Source organism: Geobacter sp. FeAm09, from assembly GCF_008330225.1.
Lineage (GTDB): Bacteria > Desulfobacterota > Desulfuromonadia > Geobacterales > Pseudopelobacteraceae > Oryzomonas.
Genome location: NZ_CP042466.1, coordinates 1,528,585 through 1,546,682, shown reverse-complemented (window position 1 = coordinate 1,546,682; position 18,098 = coordinate 1,528,585). Strand labels below are relative to the sequence as shown.

Annotated in this window: 13 protein-coding genes and 1 pseudogene; 5 read left to right on the top strand and 9 right to left on the bottom strand. The window is 60.9% G+C overall.

The window, feature by feature from the left end:
* Nucleotides 1-13: 13 nt before the first annotated feature.
* From FO488_RS07320 to FO488_RS07300, 5 genes are all read left to right on the top strand, one after another.
* The gene (locus FO488_RS07320) at nucleotides 14-1,252 is read left to right on the top strand and encodes an EAL and HDOD domain-containing protein (protein ID WP_149209953.1); all 1,239 of its coding nucleotides are present in this window, start codon (nucleotides 14-16) and stop codon (nucleotides 1,250-1,252) included.
* 265 nt (nucleotides 1,253-1,517) lie between these two features.
* Nucleotides 1,518-2,282, top strand: coding sequence for a 3-deoxy-manno-octulosonate cytidylyltransferase (kdsB, locus tag FO488_RS07315; RefSeq protein WP_149209952.1), 765 nt, complete (start codon nucleotides 1,518-1,520; stop codon nucleotides 2,280-2,282).
* Nucleotides 2,283-2,313: 31 nt separating this feature from the next.
* Nucleotides 2,314-3,918 (top strand): CTP synthase, encoded by a 1,605-nt coding sequence (locus FO488_RS07310; RefSeq protein ID WP_149209951.1) that lies wholly within the window; start codon nucleotides 2,314-2,316, stop codon nucleotides 3,916-3,918.
* An 11-nt stretch (nucleotides 3,919-3,929) separates the two neighbouring features.
* On the top strand, nucleotides 3,930-4,748 hold the full coding sequence (gene kdsA, locus FO488_RS07305; protein ID WP_149209950.1) for a 3-deoxy-8-phosphooctulonate synthase: 819 nt from the start codon (nucleotides 3,930-3,932) through the stop codon (nucleotides 4,746-4,748).
* A gap of 50 nt (nucleotides 4,749-4,798) precedes the next feature.
* On the top strand, nucleotides 4,799-6,199 hold the full coding sequence (locus FO488_RS07300; protein ID WP_149209949.1) for a ParA family protein: 1,401 nt from the start codon (nucleotides 4,799-4,801) through the stop codon (nucleotides 6,197-6,199).
* 122 nt (nucleotides 6,200-6,321) lie between these two features.
* On the opposite strand, the gene recN is transcribed toward FO488_RS07300, so the two are convergent.
* The 9 genes and pseudogenes from recN to pilM all read right to left on the bottom strand — a co-directional run bounded on the left by recN (nucleotide 6,322) and on the right by pilM (nucleotide 18,091).
* The gene (gene recN, locus FO488_RS07295) at nucleotides 6,322-7,989 is read right to left on the bottom strand and encodes a DNA repair protein RecN (protein WP_149209948.1); all 1,668 of its coding nucleotides are present in this window, start codon (nucleotides 7,987-7,989) and stop codon (nucleotides 6,322-6,324) included.
* Nucleotides 7,990-8,116: 127 nt separating this feature from the next.
* Nucleotides 8,117-8,974: an NAD(+)/NADH kinase gene (locus FO488_RS07290; RefSeq protein ID WP_149212107.1), complete on the bottom strand. Its 858-nt coding sequence runs from the start codon at nucleotides 8,972-8,974 to the stop codon at nucleotides 8,117-8,119.
* Nucleotides 8,975-8,983: 9 nt separating this feature from the next.
* Nucleotides 8,984-11,647 (bottom strand): valine--tRNA ligase, encoded by a 2,664-nt coding sequence (locus FO488_RS07285; protein ID WP_149209947.1) that lies wholly within the window; start codon nucleotides 11,645-11,647, stop codon nucleotides 8,984-8,986.
* A 216-nt stretch (nucleotides 11,648-11,863) separates the two neighbouring features.
* On the bottom strand, nucleotides 11,864-12,502 hold the full coding sequence (locus FO488_RS07280) for a hypothetical protein (RefSeq protein WP_149209946.1): 639 nt from the start codon (nucleotides 12,500-12,502) through the stop codon (nucleotides 11,864-11,866).
* Nucleotides 12,503-12,524: 22 nt separating this feature from the next.
* On the bottom strand, nucleotides 12,525-15,272 hold the full coding sequence (gene pilQ / locus FO488_RS07275) for a type IV pilus secretin family protein (protein ID WP_168205935.1): 2,748 nt from the start codon (nucleotides 15,270-15,272) through the stop codon (nucleotides 12,525-12,527).
* Between the two features lie 13 nt (nucleotides 15,273-15,285).
* Nucleotides 15,286-15,855 (bottom strand): pilus assembly protein PilP, encoded by a 570-nt coding sequence (locus tag FO488_RS07270; RefSeq protein WP_149209944.1) that lies wholly within the window; start codon nucleotides 15,853-15,855, stop codon nucleotides 15,286-15,288.
* The gene (locus tag FO488_RS07265; protein ID WP_149209943.1) at nucleotides 15,827-16,435 is read right to left on the bottom strand and encodes a type 4a pilus biogenesis protein PilO; all 609 of its coding nucleotides are present in this window, start codon (nucleotides 16,433-16,435) and stop codon (nucleotides 15,827-15,829) included. The genes FO488_RS07270 and FO488_RS07265 overlap by 29 nt, the downstream gene beginning before the upstream one ends.
* Nucleotides 16,436-16,464: 29 nt before the next feature.
* The gene (locus FO488_RS07260) at nucleotides 16,465-17,040 is read right to left on the bottom strand and encodes a PilN domain-containing protein (protein WP_149209942.1); all 576 of its coding nucleotides are present in this window, start codon (nucleotides 17,038-17,040) and stop codon (nucleotides 16,465-16,467) included.
* A pseudogene (gene pilM / locus FO488_RS07255) lies at nucleotides 17,037-18,091 on the bottom strand (type IV pilus biogenesis protein PilM). Before pilM ends, FO488_RS07260 begins: the two are co-directional and overlap by 4 nt.
* Between the last annotated feature and the right edge of the window lie 7 nt (nucleotides 18,092-18,098).

Below are 18,098 nucleotides of genomic sequence, written 5' to 3'. Positions count from 1 at the left end.
CGGGTTGGTTTCCATGGGTAAGAACAACGAAAATTTCTTTCTGGGGCGGCAGCCGATCCTCAACCGCAAACAGGAGATCGTCGGCTACGAGCTGCTTTTTCGCGCCACCACGGTCAACCGTGCGGAATTCGAGAGCTATTCCCAGGCCAGCACCAGCGTCATCACCAGCGCCCTGTCCAACTTCGGCCTCCAGGAGGTCCTGGGGGGCAAGGTCGGCTTCATCAACGTCTACCTCGGCCTGTTTCTCTCGGAACTGCTCGAACTGCTCCCCATCGGACAATCGGTCCTCGAACTGCTGGAAAACATCAAGCTGGACGGACAGGTTGCCGAGCGCTGCCGCGAATTGAGAAAGCTCGGCTTCAAGCTGGCCCTGGACGACCACGTGTACAACCCCGACTATCACGAGATCTACTCCGCCGTGGATTACGTCAAGATCGACATCCTGGAAACCAGCCCGGAACAGCTTCCCGAGATCGTCCGCAAGCTGCGCCAGTGGCCCCTCAAGCTCTTGGCGGAAAAGGTCGAGACCTTCGAGCAGTTCGAAACCTGCGCCGCCCTGGGCTTCGACTACTTTCAGGGGTATTTCTTCGAACGCCCGGTGGTGCTCAACAGGAAACGGCTCGATGTCTCGGGCCGGGCCATGCTGACCCTGCTCCAGCAGCTTACCGCGGACGCCCCCCTCGAAGAGCTGGAGCAGACCTTCAAGGAGAACCCGAGTCTCTCCTACAACCTCCTGCGGCTGGTCAACTCCGTTGCCCTGGGCATGCGGGAAAAGATCAAGACCCTCCGGCACGCCATCCTCATGCTGGGGACCAACCATCTGCGGCGCTGGATCCAGTTGTCCCTGTTTTCCGGCAACGATTCCCGCGGCATCGACAATCCGCTTCTAGAGATGGCGGCGGTGCGGGGGCGCCTGATGGAGACCCTAATGCTGCAGAAGCTGCAGCAGCCCTCTTCCTCCGAGCAATCGGAAGAGGCGTTCATGACCGGCATCCTCTCCCTGCTCGACGTCCTGTTCGAGACGCCCATGGACGAGATCATCTCGAACCTCAATCTCAACGAGGAGATCTGCTCCGCCCTGCTCGACCGCTCCGGACGGCTGGGCGACCTGCTCCTGCTTGCCGAAAAGCTGGAGGTGACGGATTTCGATGCGGTCACGTCGTTGCTCGAACGATGCGGCATAACGCTGGACGAACTTCTGGCGGCCCAGTTGGAGGCCTTCAACTGGCGCTCGGGCATCATAGCCCACTGATGCGCCGGCGGCTCTGCCCGGCGCGGCGGCCGGGCAAAGCCGCGCCTTTCCATTCTTGACACCCCATGCTTTTTGAGGTAGCCTATTATGTCCTACCATAGGACATGCCTGATCCCAGGGCGCATTCAAACCACACGCTTGCAGGCTTCCTGGCGGTTTTCCGCGTGCCGGCCCGTACCATGCCGTTGCGCTCCCGTTTTGTCTGCTTTCCTTTGAATCCGTCCCGGGGCGTACCACTCGAAATTCCTTGCAAGGTCACGTCAGTATGAACATCACAGCAATTATTCCCGCCCGGTACGCCTCCACGCGTTTTCCGGGGAAGGCCCTGGCCGACATCGGCGGCAAGCCGATGATCCAGCATGTCTATGAACGGGCGTGCCAGGCATCCCTGGTCTCGCGGGTCATCGTGGCGACGGACGATACGCGCATCGCCGAGGCCATACGCCAGATCGGCGGCGAGGCGGTCATGACCTCCACCGACCATGAAACCGGCACCGACCGTCTGGCCGAGGTGGCCGCCGGCCTGGATACGGATGTCATCGTCAACGTGCAGGGGGACGAGCCGCTCATCTCCCCGGAGATGATCGACCAGGCCACCATGCCGTTTCTCCATGACCCGGCCCTGAAGATGGGGACCCTGAAGACGCGCATCAAGTGCCTGCACGACTTCTTGAGCCCGAACGTGGTCAAGGTGGTGACCGGCGCCGACGGCTGCGCCCTGTACTTTTCCCGTTCCCCCCTCCCCTTCTTCCGGGACAAGTGGCAGGACCTGAAGGACGAATCCTTCGTCAACGGCAAGCTGCTCTGCTACAAACACGTCGGCCTCTACGTCTACCGCCGGGACTTTCTGCTCGAGTATGCCGCCATGCCGCCGACCTTTCTGGAGATCTCGGAAAAACTGGAGCAGTTGCGGGCCATAGAGAACGGCATACGTATCCGTGTGATCGAAACGGAGTTCGAATCCATCGGTGTGGACACCCCCGATGACCTGGCCAAGGCGCAGGAGCGCTACCGCATAGTGACGCAATAATTTTCTAGCCTTTCCCACAGGAGCAGATTTCATGAAAACCAAGTTCATCTTCATCACCGGCGGGGTCGTCTCGTCCATCGGCAAAGGACTGGCGGCCGCTTCCCTCGGCGCCCTGCTGGAAGCGCGCGGCCTGCGCGTCACCATGCAGAAACTGGACCCCTACATCAACGTGGACCCCGGCACCATGTCGCCGTTCCAGCACGGCGAGGTCTTCGTCACCGACGATGGCGCCGAGACCGACCTGGACCTGGGGCACTACGAACGCTACACCAACGCCCGCCTCTCCAAGAAAAGCAACTTCACCACCGGCCAGGTCTATTTCTCCGTTATCGACAAGGAGCGGCGCGGCGACTATCTGGGGGGCACAGTGCAGGTCATCCCCCATATCACCGACGAGATCAAGAACAAGATCATCGAGAACGCCAAGGGGGCCGATGTGGCCATCGTGGAGGTCGGGGGCACCGTGGGCGACATCGAATCCCTCCCCTTTCTGGAGGCGATCCGCCAGTTCCGCTACGACCGCGGCCACGGCAATACCCTCTACGTCCACGTCACCCTGGTGCCCTACATCCGCACTGCCGGCGAACTGAAGACCAAGCCGACCCAGCATTCGGTCATGGAGCTGCGCAAGATCGGTATCCAGCCCGACATCCTGCTCTGCCGCTGCGACCGGGAACTGCCCCAGGACATGAAGAAAAAGATCGCCCTGTTCTGCAACGTGGAGGAGAAGGACGTCATCCAGGTGGTGGACTCGGAGCACATCTATGCCGTGCCCCAGGCGCTCAACAAGGAGCGGCTGGACGAGCAGGTGGTGGACAAGCTCAACATCTGGACCAAGGAACCGGACCTGACCCCGTGGCAGGACGTGGTGGAAACCCTGCGGCATCCCAGCCATGGCGAGGTGCGCATCGCCGTGGTCGGCAAGTACGTCAACCTCACCGAGTCCTACAAGTCCCTGGCCGAGGCCCTGACCCACGGCGGCATCGCCAACGACTGCCGGGTGTACCTCAAGTACGTGGATTCGGAAAAGATCGAGCGGGACGGCGTTGACGGCCACCTGGACGATGTGGACGGCATCCTGGTGCCGGGCGGGTTCGGCGAACGCGGCACCGAGGGCAAGATCACCGCGATCCAGTTCGCCCGCACCGCCAACATCCCCTTCTTCGGGATCTGCCTGGGGCTGCAGATGGCGGTCATCGAATTCTCCCGCAACGTCTGCGGCGTCACGGACGCCTGTTCAAGCGAGTTCACGGACTGCGGCTCTCCGCTCATCCACCTCATGGAGGAGCAGAAATCCGTCAGCAAAAAAGGCGGGACCATGCGGCTCGGGGCATACCCCTGCGTCGTTGCCAAGGGGACCCTCGCCCATGCGGCCTACAACTCCACCGAGATCTCCGAGCGGCATCGCCACCGCTACGAATTCAACAACAAATTCCGTTCCGCCCTTACGGAAAAGGGGATGATCCTGTCCGGCATCTACAAGGAAAAGGATCTGGTGGAGATCATCGAGCTCCCCAACCACCCCTGGTTCCTGGGGTGCCAGTTCCACCCCGAGTTCAAGTCCAAACCGCTCCAGCCCCACCCGCTCTTCCGCGCCTTTATCGGGGCGGCGCTCACGCACCGCAATACGAGATAACGAGGTAACCCATGACCCGCGAGATCGCAATCAACGACGTGAAAATCGGCGGCGGCAGGCCGCTGGTGCTGGTGGCCGGCCCCTGCGTCATCGAATCGGAGGCGGCAACCCTGCGCCATGCCGAGCGGCTGCTGACCATCTGCAACGGCCTGTCCATACCGCTCATCTTCAAGGCTTCCTACGACAAGGCCAACCGCACCTCCATCGGTGGTTTTCGTGGGCCGGGCATCAAGGACGGCCTGAAGATCCTGGCCAAGGTCAAGGAATCTCTCGGCCTGTCCGTGCTCTCGGATATCCACTCCATCGAGCAGGTGGCGCCGGCGGCAGAGGTGCTGGACGTGCTGCAGATACCGGCCTTTCTCTGCCGGCAGACCGACCTCATCGTAGCGGCGGCCCAGAGCGGCCGGGTCATCAACGTCAAAAAGGGACAGTTCCTGGCCCCCTGGGACATGAAGAACGTGGCCGCCAAGGCGGTGGCGTCGGGCAACGAGAACGTCATCCTCACCGAACGGGGCGCCTCCTTCGGCTACAACAACCTGGTGGTGGACATGCGCACCTTCCCGATCATGCGCGCCACCGGCTTCCCGGTCATCTTCGACGCCACCCACAGCGTGCAGCTTCCCGGCGGCCAGGGCGAGTCCTCCGGCGGCCAGCGGGAATACGTGGAGTTTCTCGCCCGGGCGGCCGTTGCCGCGGGCATCGACGGGATTTTCATGGAGGTGCACGAAGACCCGGACAAGGCGCTGTGCGACGGCCCCAACTCCATTCCCCTGGACGACCTGCCGGCGCTCCTGAAGCTGCTCAAGTCCATCGACGCGCTGGTCAAGTAGCCAAAAGTTCGCTTTTCCTCCCGGTACCGACACTACTTTGAAGGATATGCATGCAGAACTATCCCTACATCATTACCATTTCCTCGGAAAAGGGAGGGGTCGGCAAGACCACCCTGGCTTCCAACCTGGCCATCTACCTGAAGGCCATGCGCGACGACCTGCCGGTCACGATCTTCTCCTTCGACAACCACTTCACCATCGACCGGATGTTCGAACTGCCGGGCCAGAAGCCGAGGGGCACGGTCCATGAGATGCTCACGGGCGTTCCGGCACGGGAGCTGGTGCACGTGGGCCAGTACGGCGTCGGCTACATCCCCTCCTCCACCGAACTGGGGGAGATGAACGACAGCTTCCGGGGGCCCATGACCCTGACGCGCATGTTCGCCGAATGCGGCTTTGGCGGCATCGTCATCATCGACACCCGGCCGGACCTGAACATCCTGACCCAGAACGCCCTGTACGCCGCCGACCGGGTACTGATCCCGGTCAAGGATATGCCCAGCCTGGAGAACTGCAAGAACATCTTCGCCCTGTTCGATCAGCGCGGCATCGACAAGAAGTCCCTCTCCCTGATCCCCTGCCTGATCGACTCGCGCATCAAGTACGACGGCCTGTTCAAGGACCAGAAGACCCTGCTGCGGGCCTTTGCCATCAACCGCGGCTACCGCTGCCTGGATACCTTCATCTCCAAAAGCCCCAAGGTGGAGAGCCTCAATACCAACCCGGACGGCAAGATCTACCCGATCCTGACCCATGCCCGGGGCACCGATGTCTACGGCCAGTTTACCGAGATCACCCGGGATATTCTGCGGAATTACGATGCCACGCCGGAGCCCCGCTCCTGCCTGTACGCGGCCTGGCTGAAGGAAAAGGAAGGAAAAAAGAAGGAGTCGTACCTTGCCCGCCTGGAGGGGCTGGCCGAACGCTGCCTGGTCTGCGGCGCGCTCCTGGCGGAGCAGCCGCAGCGGCGGGGCTTCTACTATGAAACATCCGACCGGGCCAGCCGCGGCTTCCTGCACAGCGACTGCTTCACCGACCTGCTCTGCGCGGCGCTCTACGGCATGACCAGCCAATCCCAGGCCTACGGCGCGGCGCGCATGGTGATTGCCGACCGGGCGATGAAAACGGTATCCCTGTTCTTTCCCCGGTCCGCGGGAACGACGGCCATGCTCGATTATCGGCAGTTCAGCCATGAGGGGGATCAGCTTTTCAGCAAGGAGTTGCCGATGCAGGGGTTCAGCGAGGGGGAATTCGACGGCATGAACGACCGGCTCTTCCTGCTCCTGAACGAATCGCTGGCCGGCTACGAGGGATCGTTGCGCGAAGAAACCTGGCTGGCGGTGCACCCCGTGGATGCCGACGCCCCGGAAACGGTCCTGCAGGATGAGCGCTATCGCGCCGTACGGCAGGTCCATGCAAGGATCGCCGAGCACCTCGCCCAGCCATCCTGACCTCCACCCCTGGCGGTAAAGCGAAAGCTTGCGCCATGCCACCCGTATCCCGTAACAGTTGGTAACAATTCGGATATGCCCCCTCGTTATCAAGGAGGGGGGATATCCGAATTATTTGCATGCTACAAGGTGTTCGTCGCCACCAGCATCTCAGCGGCATGGGCCAGGGCCGAATCCGTGATCTTGGCCCCGGCCAGCATGCGGGCGACCTCGCGGGTGCGTTCATCATCCGCCAGCGGCATGACCCGGGTGGTGGTCCTGCCGTTCGCCACCTGTTTCTCCACCCGCAGATGCTGGGCGGCAAAAACCGCCACCTGGGCCAGGTGGGTGATGCAGAGCACCTGCTGAACCGAAGCGACCTTCCTGAGCTTTTGTCCCACCATCTCCGAGGTGGCGCCGCCAATGCCGGTATCCACCTCGTCAAAGATCAACGTCGGCACATCCCCCTCGGGCAACACCTGTTTGAATGCCAGCATGAGCCGCGACAACTCGCCGCCGGAGGCGACCCGGGCCAGGGGCCGGGGCGGCTCGCCCGGATTGGGGGAGAAGAGGAGCTCCACCCGCTCGTACCCGGTGGCGCGCGGCTCCGCCAGCGGCTCCAGGAGCGTTTCCACGACGGCGTTCTTCATGGCGAGCTGATGCACCTCTGCGGCCAGGGCCTTGGAGAGGGCTCCGGCGGCGGCGGTGCGCCGTGCGGTGAGCTCCTTGCCCCGCTGCTGCACGTCGCGGGCAAGCCGCTCCCGTTCCTCTTCCAGGTCATGCCGGGCCTGTTCCCGCCCCTTCAGGGCATCTATCTCGCCATCGAGCCCCTGCTTGAATTCGAGGATCGCCTCCACGGTGGGCGCATATTTCCTCTTGAGCCGGTGGATCAGATCGAGACGGTCATCGGCCTGCTGCAACGCCGTGGGGTCGGCCTCGATGCGGGAGGCGTAGTCGCGCAGCATGATGGCGGCATCCTCCACCTGCAGGTAGGCGTTTTCCAGGGAGGCGGCCACCCCTTCCAGGCTGCGGTCGATGGCGGAGACCTCGGCAATGGAGTCCTTGATGCGCCGCAACTGGCCGAGGATCGCCCCATCCCCCTCGTAGAGCCGCTCAAAGGCAGAGGCCGTGGTTCCCCCCAGCTTCTCGGCGCCGGCCAGCAGCCGGCGGCGTTCCTCCAGCTCTTCCTCCTCCCCGGCCCGCAACTCCGCCCGGGCGATCTCATCGGACTGGTACGACAGGAGATCGAGCCGCCGTTCCGCCTCCCGCTCCTCCTCGTCCAGGGTTGCAAGCCGCTCCTGGAGGGCGCGGAAACGCTCGAAGGCGCGGGCATACTCTTCCCGCTGCGGATTCAACCCGGCGTAGGCATCCAGGAGCCGCAGATGGTTCTCCGGGCGAAGCAGGGTCTGGGATTCATGCTGGCCGTAGATGTTGATCAGGCGGGGGGCGATGTCGGCTAAAAGCGCCAGGGTGGCCATGTTCGTATTGATGAAGACCCGATTCTTGCCGGCCCGGGAGATGGAGCGCTTCACGAGCAGTTCGTCGTTGTCGCAGTCGAAACCGGAATCCCGAAGCCGTTGGGCCACCTCGGGCTGGGCCGAGATGTCAAACAGCGCCTCCACCACCGCCTCGTCAGCCCCGGAACGGATCAGGTCGGCCGAGGCACGCCCCCCCATGATGAGGCCGACCGCATCGATGATGATCGACTTGCCGGCGCCGGTTTCGCCGGTAAGCACGGTAAGCCCCTCCCTGAAGGAGATGTGCAGGGTGTCGATGATGGCGATGTTCTTGATGGTCAGGTCGGTCAACATGGAATCACGCTCCGCCGCATAGCACCTTGTAATTCGGCTTTGCTATCAGGATGACATGCGAGTAGGGGCGCATTGCATGCGCCCAGGTTCGATTGATACAGACAAAACGGGCGCATGCAATGCGCCCCTACTGCCCCCCCCATTTAAGTTTCGTCCGCAGCACCTCGAAATAATCCCGGCTGCGGGACATGACCAGGGCGGTGGTCTTGAGGGCGGCCCGCACATCCACCGAGTCCCGCTCCGTCAACTCGAAGCCGACCTGGCCGTCCAGGGTCAGATAGACCTTTTCGTCGTAGGACGAGGCCACGGTAATGGAGACGGTGGCCGCATCGGAGACCACGATGGGACGGTTCGTCAGGGTGTGGGGGCAGATGGGGGTGATCACGAGACAGCTCATCTGCGGGTGGATGATGGGGCCGCCGGCGGACAGGGAATAGCCGGTGGAACCGGTGGGCGTGGAGACGATCAGCCCGTCGGCCCGGAAGGTGGTCAGGGGGTGGCCGTTGACCTTGGTTTCCAGGTCGATGATCCGGGCCAGCGCCCCCTTGTTGATGACGATATCGTTCAGCACGTGGTGCTTCTCGATCTCCCTCCCCTCCCGGCGGACGCTCACCTCCAGCATCATCCGCTCCGAAACGCAGGGGTCGCCCTTGAGGCACAGATCCAGGACCGGGTAGAGCTCCTCCACCGTCACCTCGGTAAGAAAGCCGAGGCTCCCCAAGTTGACCCCCACAATGGGGACCTCCCTGCCGCTGAAGAGCCGGGCCACCGAGATCAGTGTGCCGTCCCCTCCCAGCACCACCACCAGTTCGGCCTGTTCGCGGATGTTCTCGGCCGTGGTCCCCAGGTGATAGCCGATGTGGCGGGCCAGGTGCGCCTCCACCAGGGGGCGGCACCCCCTTTCCTCCAGCCAGTTGATGAGGTCGTCGGCAACCCCCTGGCAGCGCGGGTCATGTTTCTTGGCGAATATGGCGACCTTGCGTATCCCCATGCATCAGCCCCTCAGGCGTCTGATCTTTTCCAGGCTCGCTTCCAGCACCTGCTTCTTGTCGGTAACCTCGGCCAGCTTTTCCCGCTCCTTGGCGACCACGTCCGCCGGGGCGCGCTCGACGAAGCTGGGGTTCTCCAGTTTTTTCGAAAACAGGTCGATCTCTTTTTCGATCTTGGCGATCTCCTTGGAGAGGCGCTTCTCTTCCTCCTCCACATCCACCAGCCCCTTGAGCGGCACGAAGATCTGCACGTCTCCCGCCACCTGGATGGAGGCGTCCTCCGGCTTCTCGATCCCCTGCCCCAGGGCCAGGTCGGCGACCCGGGCCAGGCTGATGATAGCCCCTTCGTTGTGCTTCATGAGCCTGAGGCTCTCATCGCTGCCGCAGGATAGGATCACGCCGATCTCCCGGGACGGGGGCACCTCCATCTCGCCGCGGATGTTGCGGATGCCGGAAATGACCGCCATGACCCGCTCCATGTCGGCCGCCGCCCCGGGGTGGGAACGTTCCGGGGCAGCTTCGGGGTACGGGGCCAGCATGATGGTCGCCCCCTCCTTCGTACCCGGCAGCGCCTGCCAGATCTCCTCGGTGATGAAGGGCATGAAGGGGTGCAAAAGCCGCAGCAGATGTTCCAGGGTGTACCAGAGCACATACTGGGCCGTTTTCTTGCGCAGCGGGTCGTCGCCGTACAGGTCCTTCTTGGAGAGCTCCACGTACCAGTCGCAGAACTCGCTCCAGGTAAACTGGTACAGCCCCATGGCCGCCTCGTTGAAGCGGTACTCCGCCAACGCCTTGTTCGTCTCCCGGGCGGTTTCGTTCAGGCGGTGCAGGATCCACTTGTCCCCTTCGGAGAGCGGCAACTCCGCCAGCCGCAGGGTGTCGGGGTCGAACCCTTCCAGGTTCATCAGGGTGAAACGGGCGGCGTTCCATACCTTGTTGCAAAAGTTGCGGTAGCCGGCGATGCGCTCCTCGGCCAGCTTGATGTCCCTCCCCTGGGCGGCGAAGGCGGCCAGGGTGAACCGGAAGGCGTCGGTGCCGTACTGGTCGATGATGGTCAGGGGGTCGATCACGTTCCCCTTGGACTTGCTCATCTTCTGGCCGTGGGCGTCCCGCACCAGGGCGTGGATGTACACGTCGCCGAAGGGTACCTCGTCCATGAAGTGCAGTCCCATCATCATCATGCGGGCCACCCAGAAGAAGAGGATGTCGAAGCCGGTCACCAGGCAGGAGGTGGGATAGAAGGTGGCCAGTTCCGCCGTCTTTTCGGGCCAGCCCATGGTGGAGAAGGGCCACAGGGCCGAGGAAAACCAGGTATCCAGGACGTCGGTCTCCTGGCGAAGCTCATCGCTCCCGCACTTGCAGCAGGTCGCCGGGGCCTCCATGGCCACGGTCACTTCGCCGCAGTGGTCGCAGAACCAGGCCGGGATGCGGTGCCCCCACCAGATCTGGCGCGAGATGCACCAGTCACGGATATTTTCCATCCAATCGTAGTAGGTGTTTTCCCACTGCTTGGGGATGATGCGGGTTTTGCCCTCCTTGACCGCGGCCAGGGCCTGCTCCGCCAGGGGGGCGACCTTGACGTACCACTGCAGGGAGAGATAGGGCTCCACCACGGTCTTGCAGCGGTAACAGCCCCCCACCGCCATGGCGTGGTCCTCGATCTTCTCCAGCAGCCCGGCCGCCTCCAGTTCACCCACGATCCGCTTGCGGGCCTCGAAGCGGTCCATCCCCTCGTACTGGCGCCCGGCGGCGTTGACGACGCCGGACTCGTCGAAGACGTTGATCATGTCCAGGTTGTGGCGCTGCCCCACCTCGAAGTCGTTGAAGTCGTGGGCCGGCGTGATCTTGACCACCCCGGTGCCGAACTCCCGGTCCACGTATTCGTCGGCCACCACCGGGATCTCCCGGTTGACCAGCGGCAGGATCACCTTTTTGCCGATCAGGCCCTGATAGCGTTCGTCTGCGGGGTGCACGGCCACCGCCGTATCGCCCAGCATGGTCTCGGGGCGGGTCGTGGCCACCACCACATACCTGCCCGGCTCGCCGGCCACCGGGTAGCGGATGTGCCACAGGTGCCCCTTTTTGTCCTCGTGCTCCACCTCGATATCCGACAGGGCGGTATGGCAGCGGGGGCACCAGTTGATCAGGCGGTTTGCCCGGTAGATGAGGCCGTCCTGGTACAGCTTGACGAACACGGTGCGCACCGCCTTGGACAGCCCCTCGTCCATGGTGAAGCGTTCCCGCTCCCAGTCGCAGGAGGCGCCCAGGCGCTTCAACTGGCCGATGATCTGGCCGCCGGACTCGGCTTTCCACTTCCAGACCCGCTCGATGAAGGCCTCGCGCCCCAGTTCGTGGCGATCCATCTTTTCGGCGGCAAGCTGGCGTTCCACCACGTTTTGCGTGGCGATGCCGGCGTGGTCGGTGCCCGGCATCCAGAGCACGTTGTACCCCAGCATCCGCTTCCAGCGGCAGAGGATGTCCTGCAGGGTATTGTTGAGGGCGTGTCCCATGTGCAGGGCGCCGGTGACGTTGGGGGGAGGGATGACGATGCTGAAGGGTTTCTTGTCCGATGCGGCGGCGGCACGGAAGTATCCCTTGGTCTCCCATTCCGCGTACCATCTCTTTTCCACGTCGTGCGGCTCGTAGCCTTTTGCCAGTTCTTTGCTCATGGTTGCATAACACCTTTAACGTAATGAATTTCAGACTGTTCAGGGTACCGGCCGGCGGCGCCTCGCGGCACCGGCGTCATGGCCGCGCCCGAATAGCCACTATAAAAAAAACAGGGGGATTATGCAACATCCCCCTGCAAAAAAGCTGATCTGTTGTCTTTTTGGTCAGTCTCTTGCTGACATCAGGCCAACCGCGTATCTCGCCTCTATGTGGCGCTAATAATAATACACAAGTATTGTTATTTTAGAACCGGCGGAATCGGTTACCGTAATAGTGCCAGACTTCTGGGTAGTGCCGGTTGTGGAAGTTTTAGTTATGCTCAAGGTTGTCCCTGAAAGTGAGATCACCAAGTCGCTTGAGCTCGTAGAATCCAAAGATACGGCATAAGGGCTGACCCCTCCGCCAATGGTTGTCGTCTTTACGGTGCCAGCAGCATCCGTCGATGCAAACAATATGGGAGAGGTACTCGCATTGAGAGGGGTAAGACCTTCGAGTATCGTAGCCACAGAACTCGTAAGATCCCCCGTCGAAGCACTTATAGTATACACGACAGAAGAAGTCGTCTGCGCCACATAATCGGTCAGGACATAACTACCGGTAGAATCGAGATAAATCGTCTTTGAGACTCCTCCCATCGTAACCTTCACATCTAAACCATTTGGATCTTTTCCCGTCGGTGGCGTATATGTCAACGTTGAAGACACAGTATAATATCCACCTGTCGGACCAGTGACGGTTGGAGTAGTTAGCGTGAGAGAACCATTTACCGCCTTATCAGACCCGCCTCCACAAGACTGAAGTATTATAGCAACCAACAGCATTGCTAGCAAAAGAACAAAACTAAACGGCTTCATGAAACCTCCCAGATTTCAACGTCTAAATGGTATTCAAAATTCTCGGCGTAATAAAGATCAGCAACTCGGTCTTTGTCTTTGATTTTGTATTCGATTTAAAGAATTTCCCGAAGAAGGGAATGTCCATCAGGAACGGGACCCCTTCATCGGATTCCGTATCGTTGTCGACGTAGATCCCGCCGATAACCGTGGTCTCTCCGTCACGCAGCAGCATCTCGGTCGTTGCCTGCTTTTTGTTGATCGGTGGAGCGGTACTGCTGCCGGTGGCGGTACCGGCAGAGTCATTTTTGGCGTCGATCTTCATGCTGATCGTCCCATTGGAGTTGATATGCGGGGTTACCTCCAGCGCCAGGGCCGCCTCGACGAACTTGGTTTCGACCTTGTCGGAGGTGGACGATGTGTAGGGGATCTGCTGTCCTTGGGTGATCTTGGCGGTCTTGTTGTTCAGCGTCGCAACCTTCGGCGTGGAGACGATTTTGATAAGCCCGGCGGTTGCCGCGGCATTCAGGCGCATATCAAGCTGAATATTGCTGGTGAGCGAGCCAAAGGAAATGCCGGTCGCCGTTCCGGAGTTGCTGCTGGCCCCGGATGTGGACGGGACCGTGGACACAGTGCCGCCGAACGTGGTGTCCAGCGAGTTGATGCCCAGGAACGACGCGGAACCGTCCCGGTAATGGATGCCCCAGTTCACGCCGAGGGAACGGGTGAAGGTCGAGGTCGCCTCCACGATCCGGGCTTCGATCATGACCTGCTTCTCGGGCACGTCGAGTTGCTGCAGCAGCTTGCGCATGTCGTCCAGAGCCTGGGGAATGTCCTTGACGATCACCTTGTTGGTGCGCACATCCTGGGAAATCACGCCGCGTTCGCTTTTCAGCCCGTTGAACTGCCCGGCGATGCTCGTGATGTCGGCGTAATTGATGCTAAAGGTCTCGGTTTTAAGCTCGATGGATTTCGTCAGGGCCTTTTTGATCTCCTGCTCTTCTTCGGCCTGTGACTTGAATTTCCCCTTGCCCTTGATGATGATGATGTTACCCTCTTCGCGCTTGTCCAGTCCCTTGGTATCGAGAATGATATCCAGGGCCTGGTCCCACGGCACGTTGACCAGCTTGATGCTGATCGTTCCCGTGACATCGTCGCCAAGCACGAAGTTCTTGTTGCTCACTTCGGAGAGGAGCTGGAAGATCTTGCGCACCTCGGCGTCGGCAAACTCAAGGGTAACCTTCCGCCCCTTGTAGTGCCTCACCAGTTCGCCCGGTTTCGACGGCACCTCCGGCGCGGGCGCCAGTTCCGTGGTTATATCGGCATCTTTCGCGGCATGACGCTTGGGATGGAGACGGGCCTCCGGCGTATCCAGCTCCAGCTTGCCGGCGGTGAGTCCCTCGGGGTTTTTGAAATCGATGAAGAACATGTCGCCTTCATGGCGGAATTCATACGGCGCGGCGACGCGCAGCGCGATACGCACCTTGGTGTCGGTCCCCTTGCGGGTCTTGACCATGAAGGGGGTTACCCGGAGAACCGGCGTCACGAAGGCCTGGGCATCCAAAGAGCGCTGCAGCCGTTTTGCCAGGGTCGCGTTCTTGAGGGTCAGGGTAACGAAGCCCGGGGTCGTGACCGGCTGCTCCACATCCACATCTCCCTTGACCCTGACCGCCACGCGGGATATGGCGTCAACCACCTGGAAGTCGATCATCTCTACGATGGCAGGACCAACTGCCGGATGCATATCCACCCGGGGCGCTGCGGCGGGGGCAGCCTCTGCCGCCTTTTGAGCCGCCGGGGCGGACGCTTTGTGCGGGACAGCCGCGGCATCCGTTTTTGCCGCACCGGCCGCGACAGGTTGTGCCGGTGTGCCCGGGCCGGATGCACCGGCGAGAACGACCCGTACCCCCTCATCCGCTCTTGTCGCCGTGGCTTCCGGAAAACTGCCGTTGATCGCGTCGAGCACCACGCGGGTCTTGTCGGGGTAGAGGCCGATGCGGGCCGATGCGACCCCGATGGCGTTCAGGGGGATGAAACGGCTGGGAAGAATACTCGTGACGCCGAACAGATCGATGACATAGCGTTCGGGCTTGTTGAGCCTGAACGTCTTGAACTCGTCTACGCCGCCCTCGACGGCGAGGATTATGGCGCCGTCCCTGGCCGTTACCGCGTTCAGCGCATGTTTGGTGGCCGTCGCCGGCACAACCGGCTGCAATTTGGCGCCATCCTGGACGGGTTCCACCGGCTTCACCCCATCGGCAGCGGGCGCGGGACTCTTTTCAGTGATTTCCGCAGGTTTTTCGCCGTTGGCGGCGGTTACCGTTTCAGGTCCTGCCGCCGGAGCATGCTGCACCGGAAAGGCGACATGCAACTCGCCGGGCTGGGCCGGAGAAGCGGAGATGACCGCGTCGATGTCGTTGACCAACTCCACGCTGATCCGCGTCAGGGTGCCGGCATCGGTGTCGAAACGGTTGACGCTCACGCTTTTGATATTGCCCTGGTTGATGGCGACCGGCGCTGTAATGGCGCCTTGCGTCGTTTGCGACAAGTCGATCACCAGGCGAAGGGGCGAGGTGGTCTTATAGCTGGTATAGGTTGCCGGTGAGGAAAGCCTGACGACAAGCTCCGCCGCAGCGCCTTCGCCGGATGCGCTGATGGATTCGATAGCGGCAAGCTTGGCTTTTGCAGGCTCCGTGGCTGCTTCCGCACCGCCTGCCCCCCCCGTAAGGAAGGCTGCCGACACCGTCAAGACAAGGGCTAGAACAATAGATTGTCTCGTAAACCACTTCATGCGGAACTCCTTATTATTTCCTGGGAAGGGTGATTTTGATGGTTTCCTTGCGCACCCGACCATTGTCGTCTCTGAATTGCTCCAGCACATCCACGCCGCTGTTGCTGATCGAGGTCACGGTGCCCTCGTTTTTGCCGATCGACATTCCGACCCTGAGGACGTATCCCTTGCCGTTGGGGTCCACAACCATGGCCTTGTTTTGCCGATCCCCCGTTACCACGCCGATCAGCCTGAACTGGCTGACGTCGAAACTATGGATGGGGAGGCCGCTCCGGGAGATCCTGGCCGCAGTGCCCGCCGCCGGGGCAGCCGGATGCGGTTTGACGACCAGAAAGGGCTTGAAGGGATCCTTTTTGTTGCTGAAATCGAACTGATTGACCGGGGGCGGCGGCAGTTTGAGCGCCGAACTGACCGGTTTTTGCACCGGCTTGGGCTGTTGCGGCGCAGCGGCCTTCGCGGCCGGTTGCGCGGCAGGTGCGGGCTGTTCGTGCTTCTTGCAGCCCGGCAGCATAGCCGCCACGATGCCGACAGCAACAACGACCGCTACTGAACGGCTATTTGGGAGCAGGTTTCTTCTTATCATCCTTAATCTCTTTCTTATCAAGGAAGCGGAATGTGGTGGCGAGACAGGTAACCTTTGTCATCATCCTGTTGTTGACGTTCTTGATATCGGCAAAAGCTACGTTGGTTATATTAACGATACGGGGGAGGTTGGCAACGGCAGCAAAGAAGTTGGCAACGCTGTAATACGATCCTGACACGGTGATGTCCACCGGCACCTCGGCATAGAAATCCTTGGGGGATTCCCCCTTGGGCTTGAAGACGAGGAAATCGAGTCCCGCCCCTTTGCCCAGGGTGGTGATGCTCGTCAAGAGCGAGGGGATCTCCTTGGAGTTGGGGAGTTCGGTCAGGGCCTGGGCCAGTTCCTTGTTGAGCTGGTCGTATTCCCGCTGGAGGCGGGGCAGGTTGTTGGCGATCCTGGTCTTGTCATCGATCTCGTTCTGCAGCTTCGACAACTCGGCTTTCAGGCCGTCCAGCTCTTTATATTTGGGCAGGTACAGCGCGTAGAGCAGCGCGGCAGCCTCCACGGCCATCACCAGCACCAGTATGATGATCTTTTGCTTTGTCGGCAGCTTGAGTATTTTTTCGACTTGCGGATCCATAGCCAGTCCATCCTAGTTCAAGGTAAATGCTATTTCTTGGGGGCGGCCTCGGGCTGCGGCGTGGCAGCTGCCTTCAACTTGCATGTCAGCTCAAACTTTTTCAGCTTGGTCCCCGCCAGCTCCATCTGCTCGGACACGACCAGCTCGACCCCCGTGTAGTCCCGGGACGCTTCCAGGCTGCGCATGAACGACGCGATCAACTCTTCGGTATAGGCGATACCTGACAATTTGACATCCGCGCCGTTTTCCGCGTAGCCGGTAAGCCAGAGCTGCTCGGGGGTAATGTCGCTCAGCGTGGCCAGCCGTTCGGCCGGCCCCGTCTTGTTCTTGCGCAACTGGGCCAGGACATCCAGCTTCTTCTTCACCTGGTCCTTCAGTGTTTTGAGTTCCTCAAGCTTGCCGATCCTCTTCTTCAGTTCGCCGATCTTGGCATTGGCCGCGGCAATATCGGTCTGCGCGGCGGCAATCTGCATCCGCTTGACCACATACAGGGAAACCACGACAGCGGCCACCAGCAGCAGACTGACGCAGAAGATGGTGATCTGCTGGACGGCCGTCTCCTTCTTTTTCGCGGCGCGAACCGGCAACAGGTTGATCTTGATCATTTGTCCCCAACCCTCCTTATGGCAAGCCCAACGCTTACCGCCATGAGCGGGCCGATTTCCTGAAGGTATTCAGGGTCAAAGTCCTTATCGTTATACTTGAGCTTTGCAAACGGGTTGATGGTGTCTACCGGCAGGCCGAGCTTTTCGCTCACCGTCTCGCTCAGGTGATAGACCTTGGAGCCCCCCCGCTCAGGAAAATCCCGGTAATACGTTCCTCGTTCGCCGTGGAGTTGTAGAAATCCAGCGAACGGCGGATCTCCTGGGTAATGGTGTCGTTAACCTTGTTCAGAACATCCAGCAGGGCGCCGTTCCGGGTTTCATGGGCCAGGATCTTTGCCGATTCCGCTTCGGCACTGTCCAGCCCCATCTGTTTTTGAATCTCTTCCGTATAGAGGTTGCCCCCCATCTGGACGTCGCGGGTCAAAAGCGTGATGCCGTTTCTGACTATGTTGATGTTCATGATGTTGGCGCCGATGTTTATGAGCGCCAGGACCTCGTCCAGGCCGACGTCGTGATTGATCTCAAAGGCGTTCTGCACGGCGAATGAGTCCACGTCGGCCACCGACAGCTGCAGGGATGCTTCGTTGAAAACAGCCACATAGTCGTTGATGATATCCTTTTTGCTGGCAACCAGCAGCACATTCATCTTGGCGGGATCGATACTGTCGGGCGAGAGTATCTGAAAATCCATGTTGACGTCGTTGATGTCGAACGGGATGTACTGCTCCGCCTCCCACATGATCTGGTCTTCCAACTCCTCGGCCGGCATCGCGGGCAAGGTGATCTTGCGGATGATGACGGAGTTCCCCGAAATGGAGCAGGCCACATCCTTGACCTTGATCCCCAGGCTTGCCGTCAGGCTCTTCAACGCCGTCACGATAGAGGCGCTATCGATGAGCGTGTTGTCCACGATGGCTTCCGGCGGAAGCGGCACCATGCCCACGTTGAGAAGCTGGAAAGCATCCTTGAGGCATTTGATCTGCACCAGTTTCACCGAACTGGAGCCGATGTCTATTCCGATGACGTCTTTCTGTTTTCTGAAAAGAAACATATCAGGT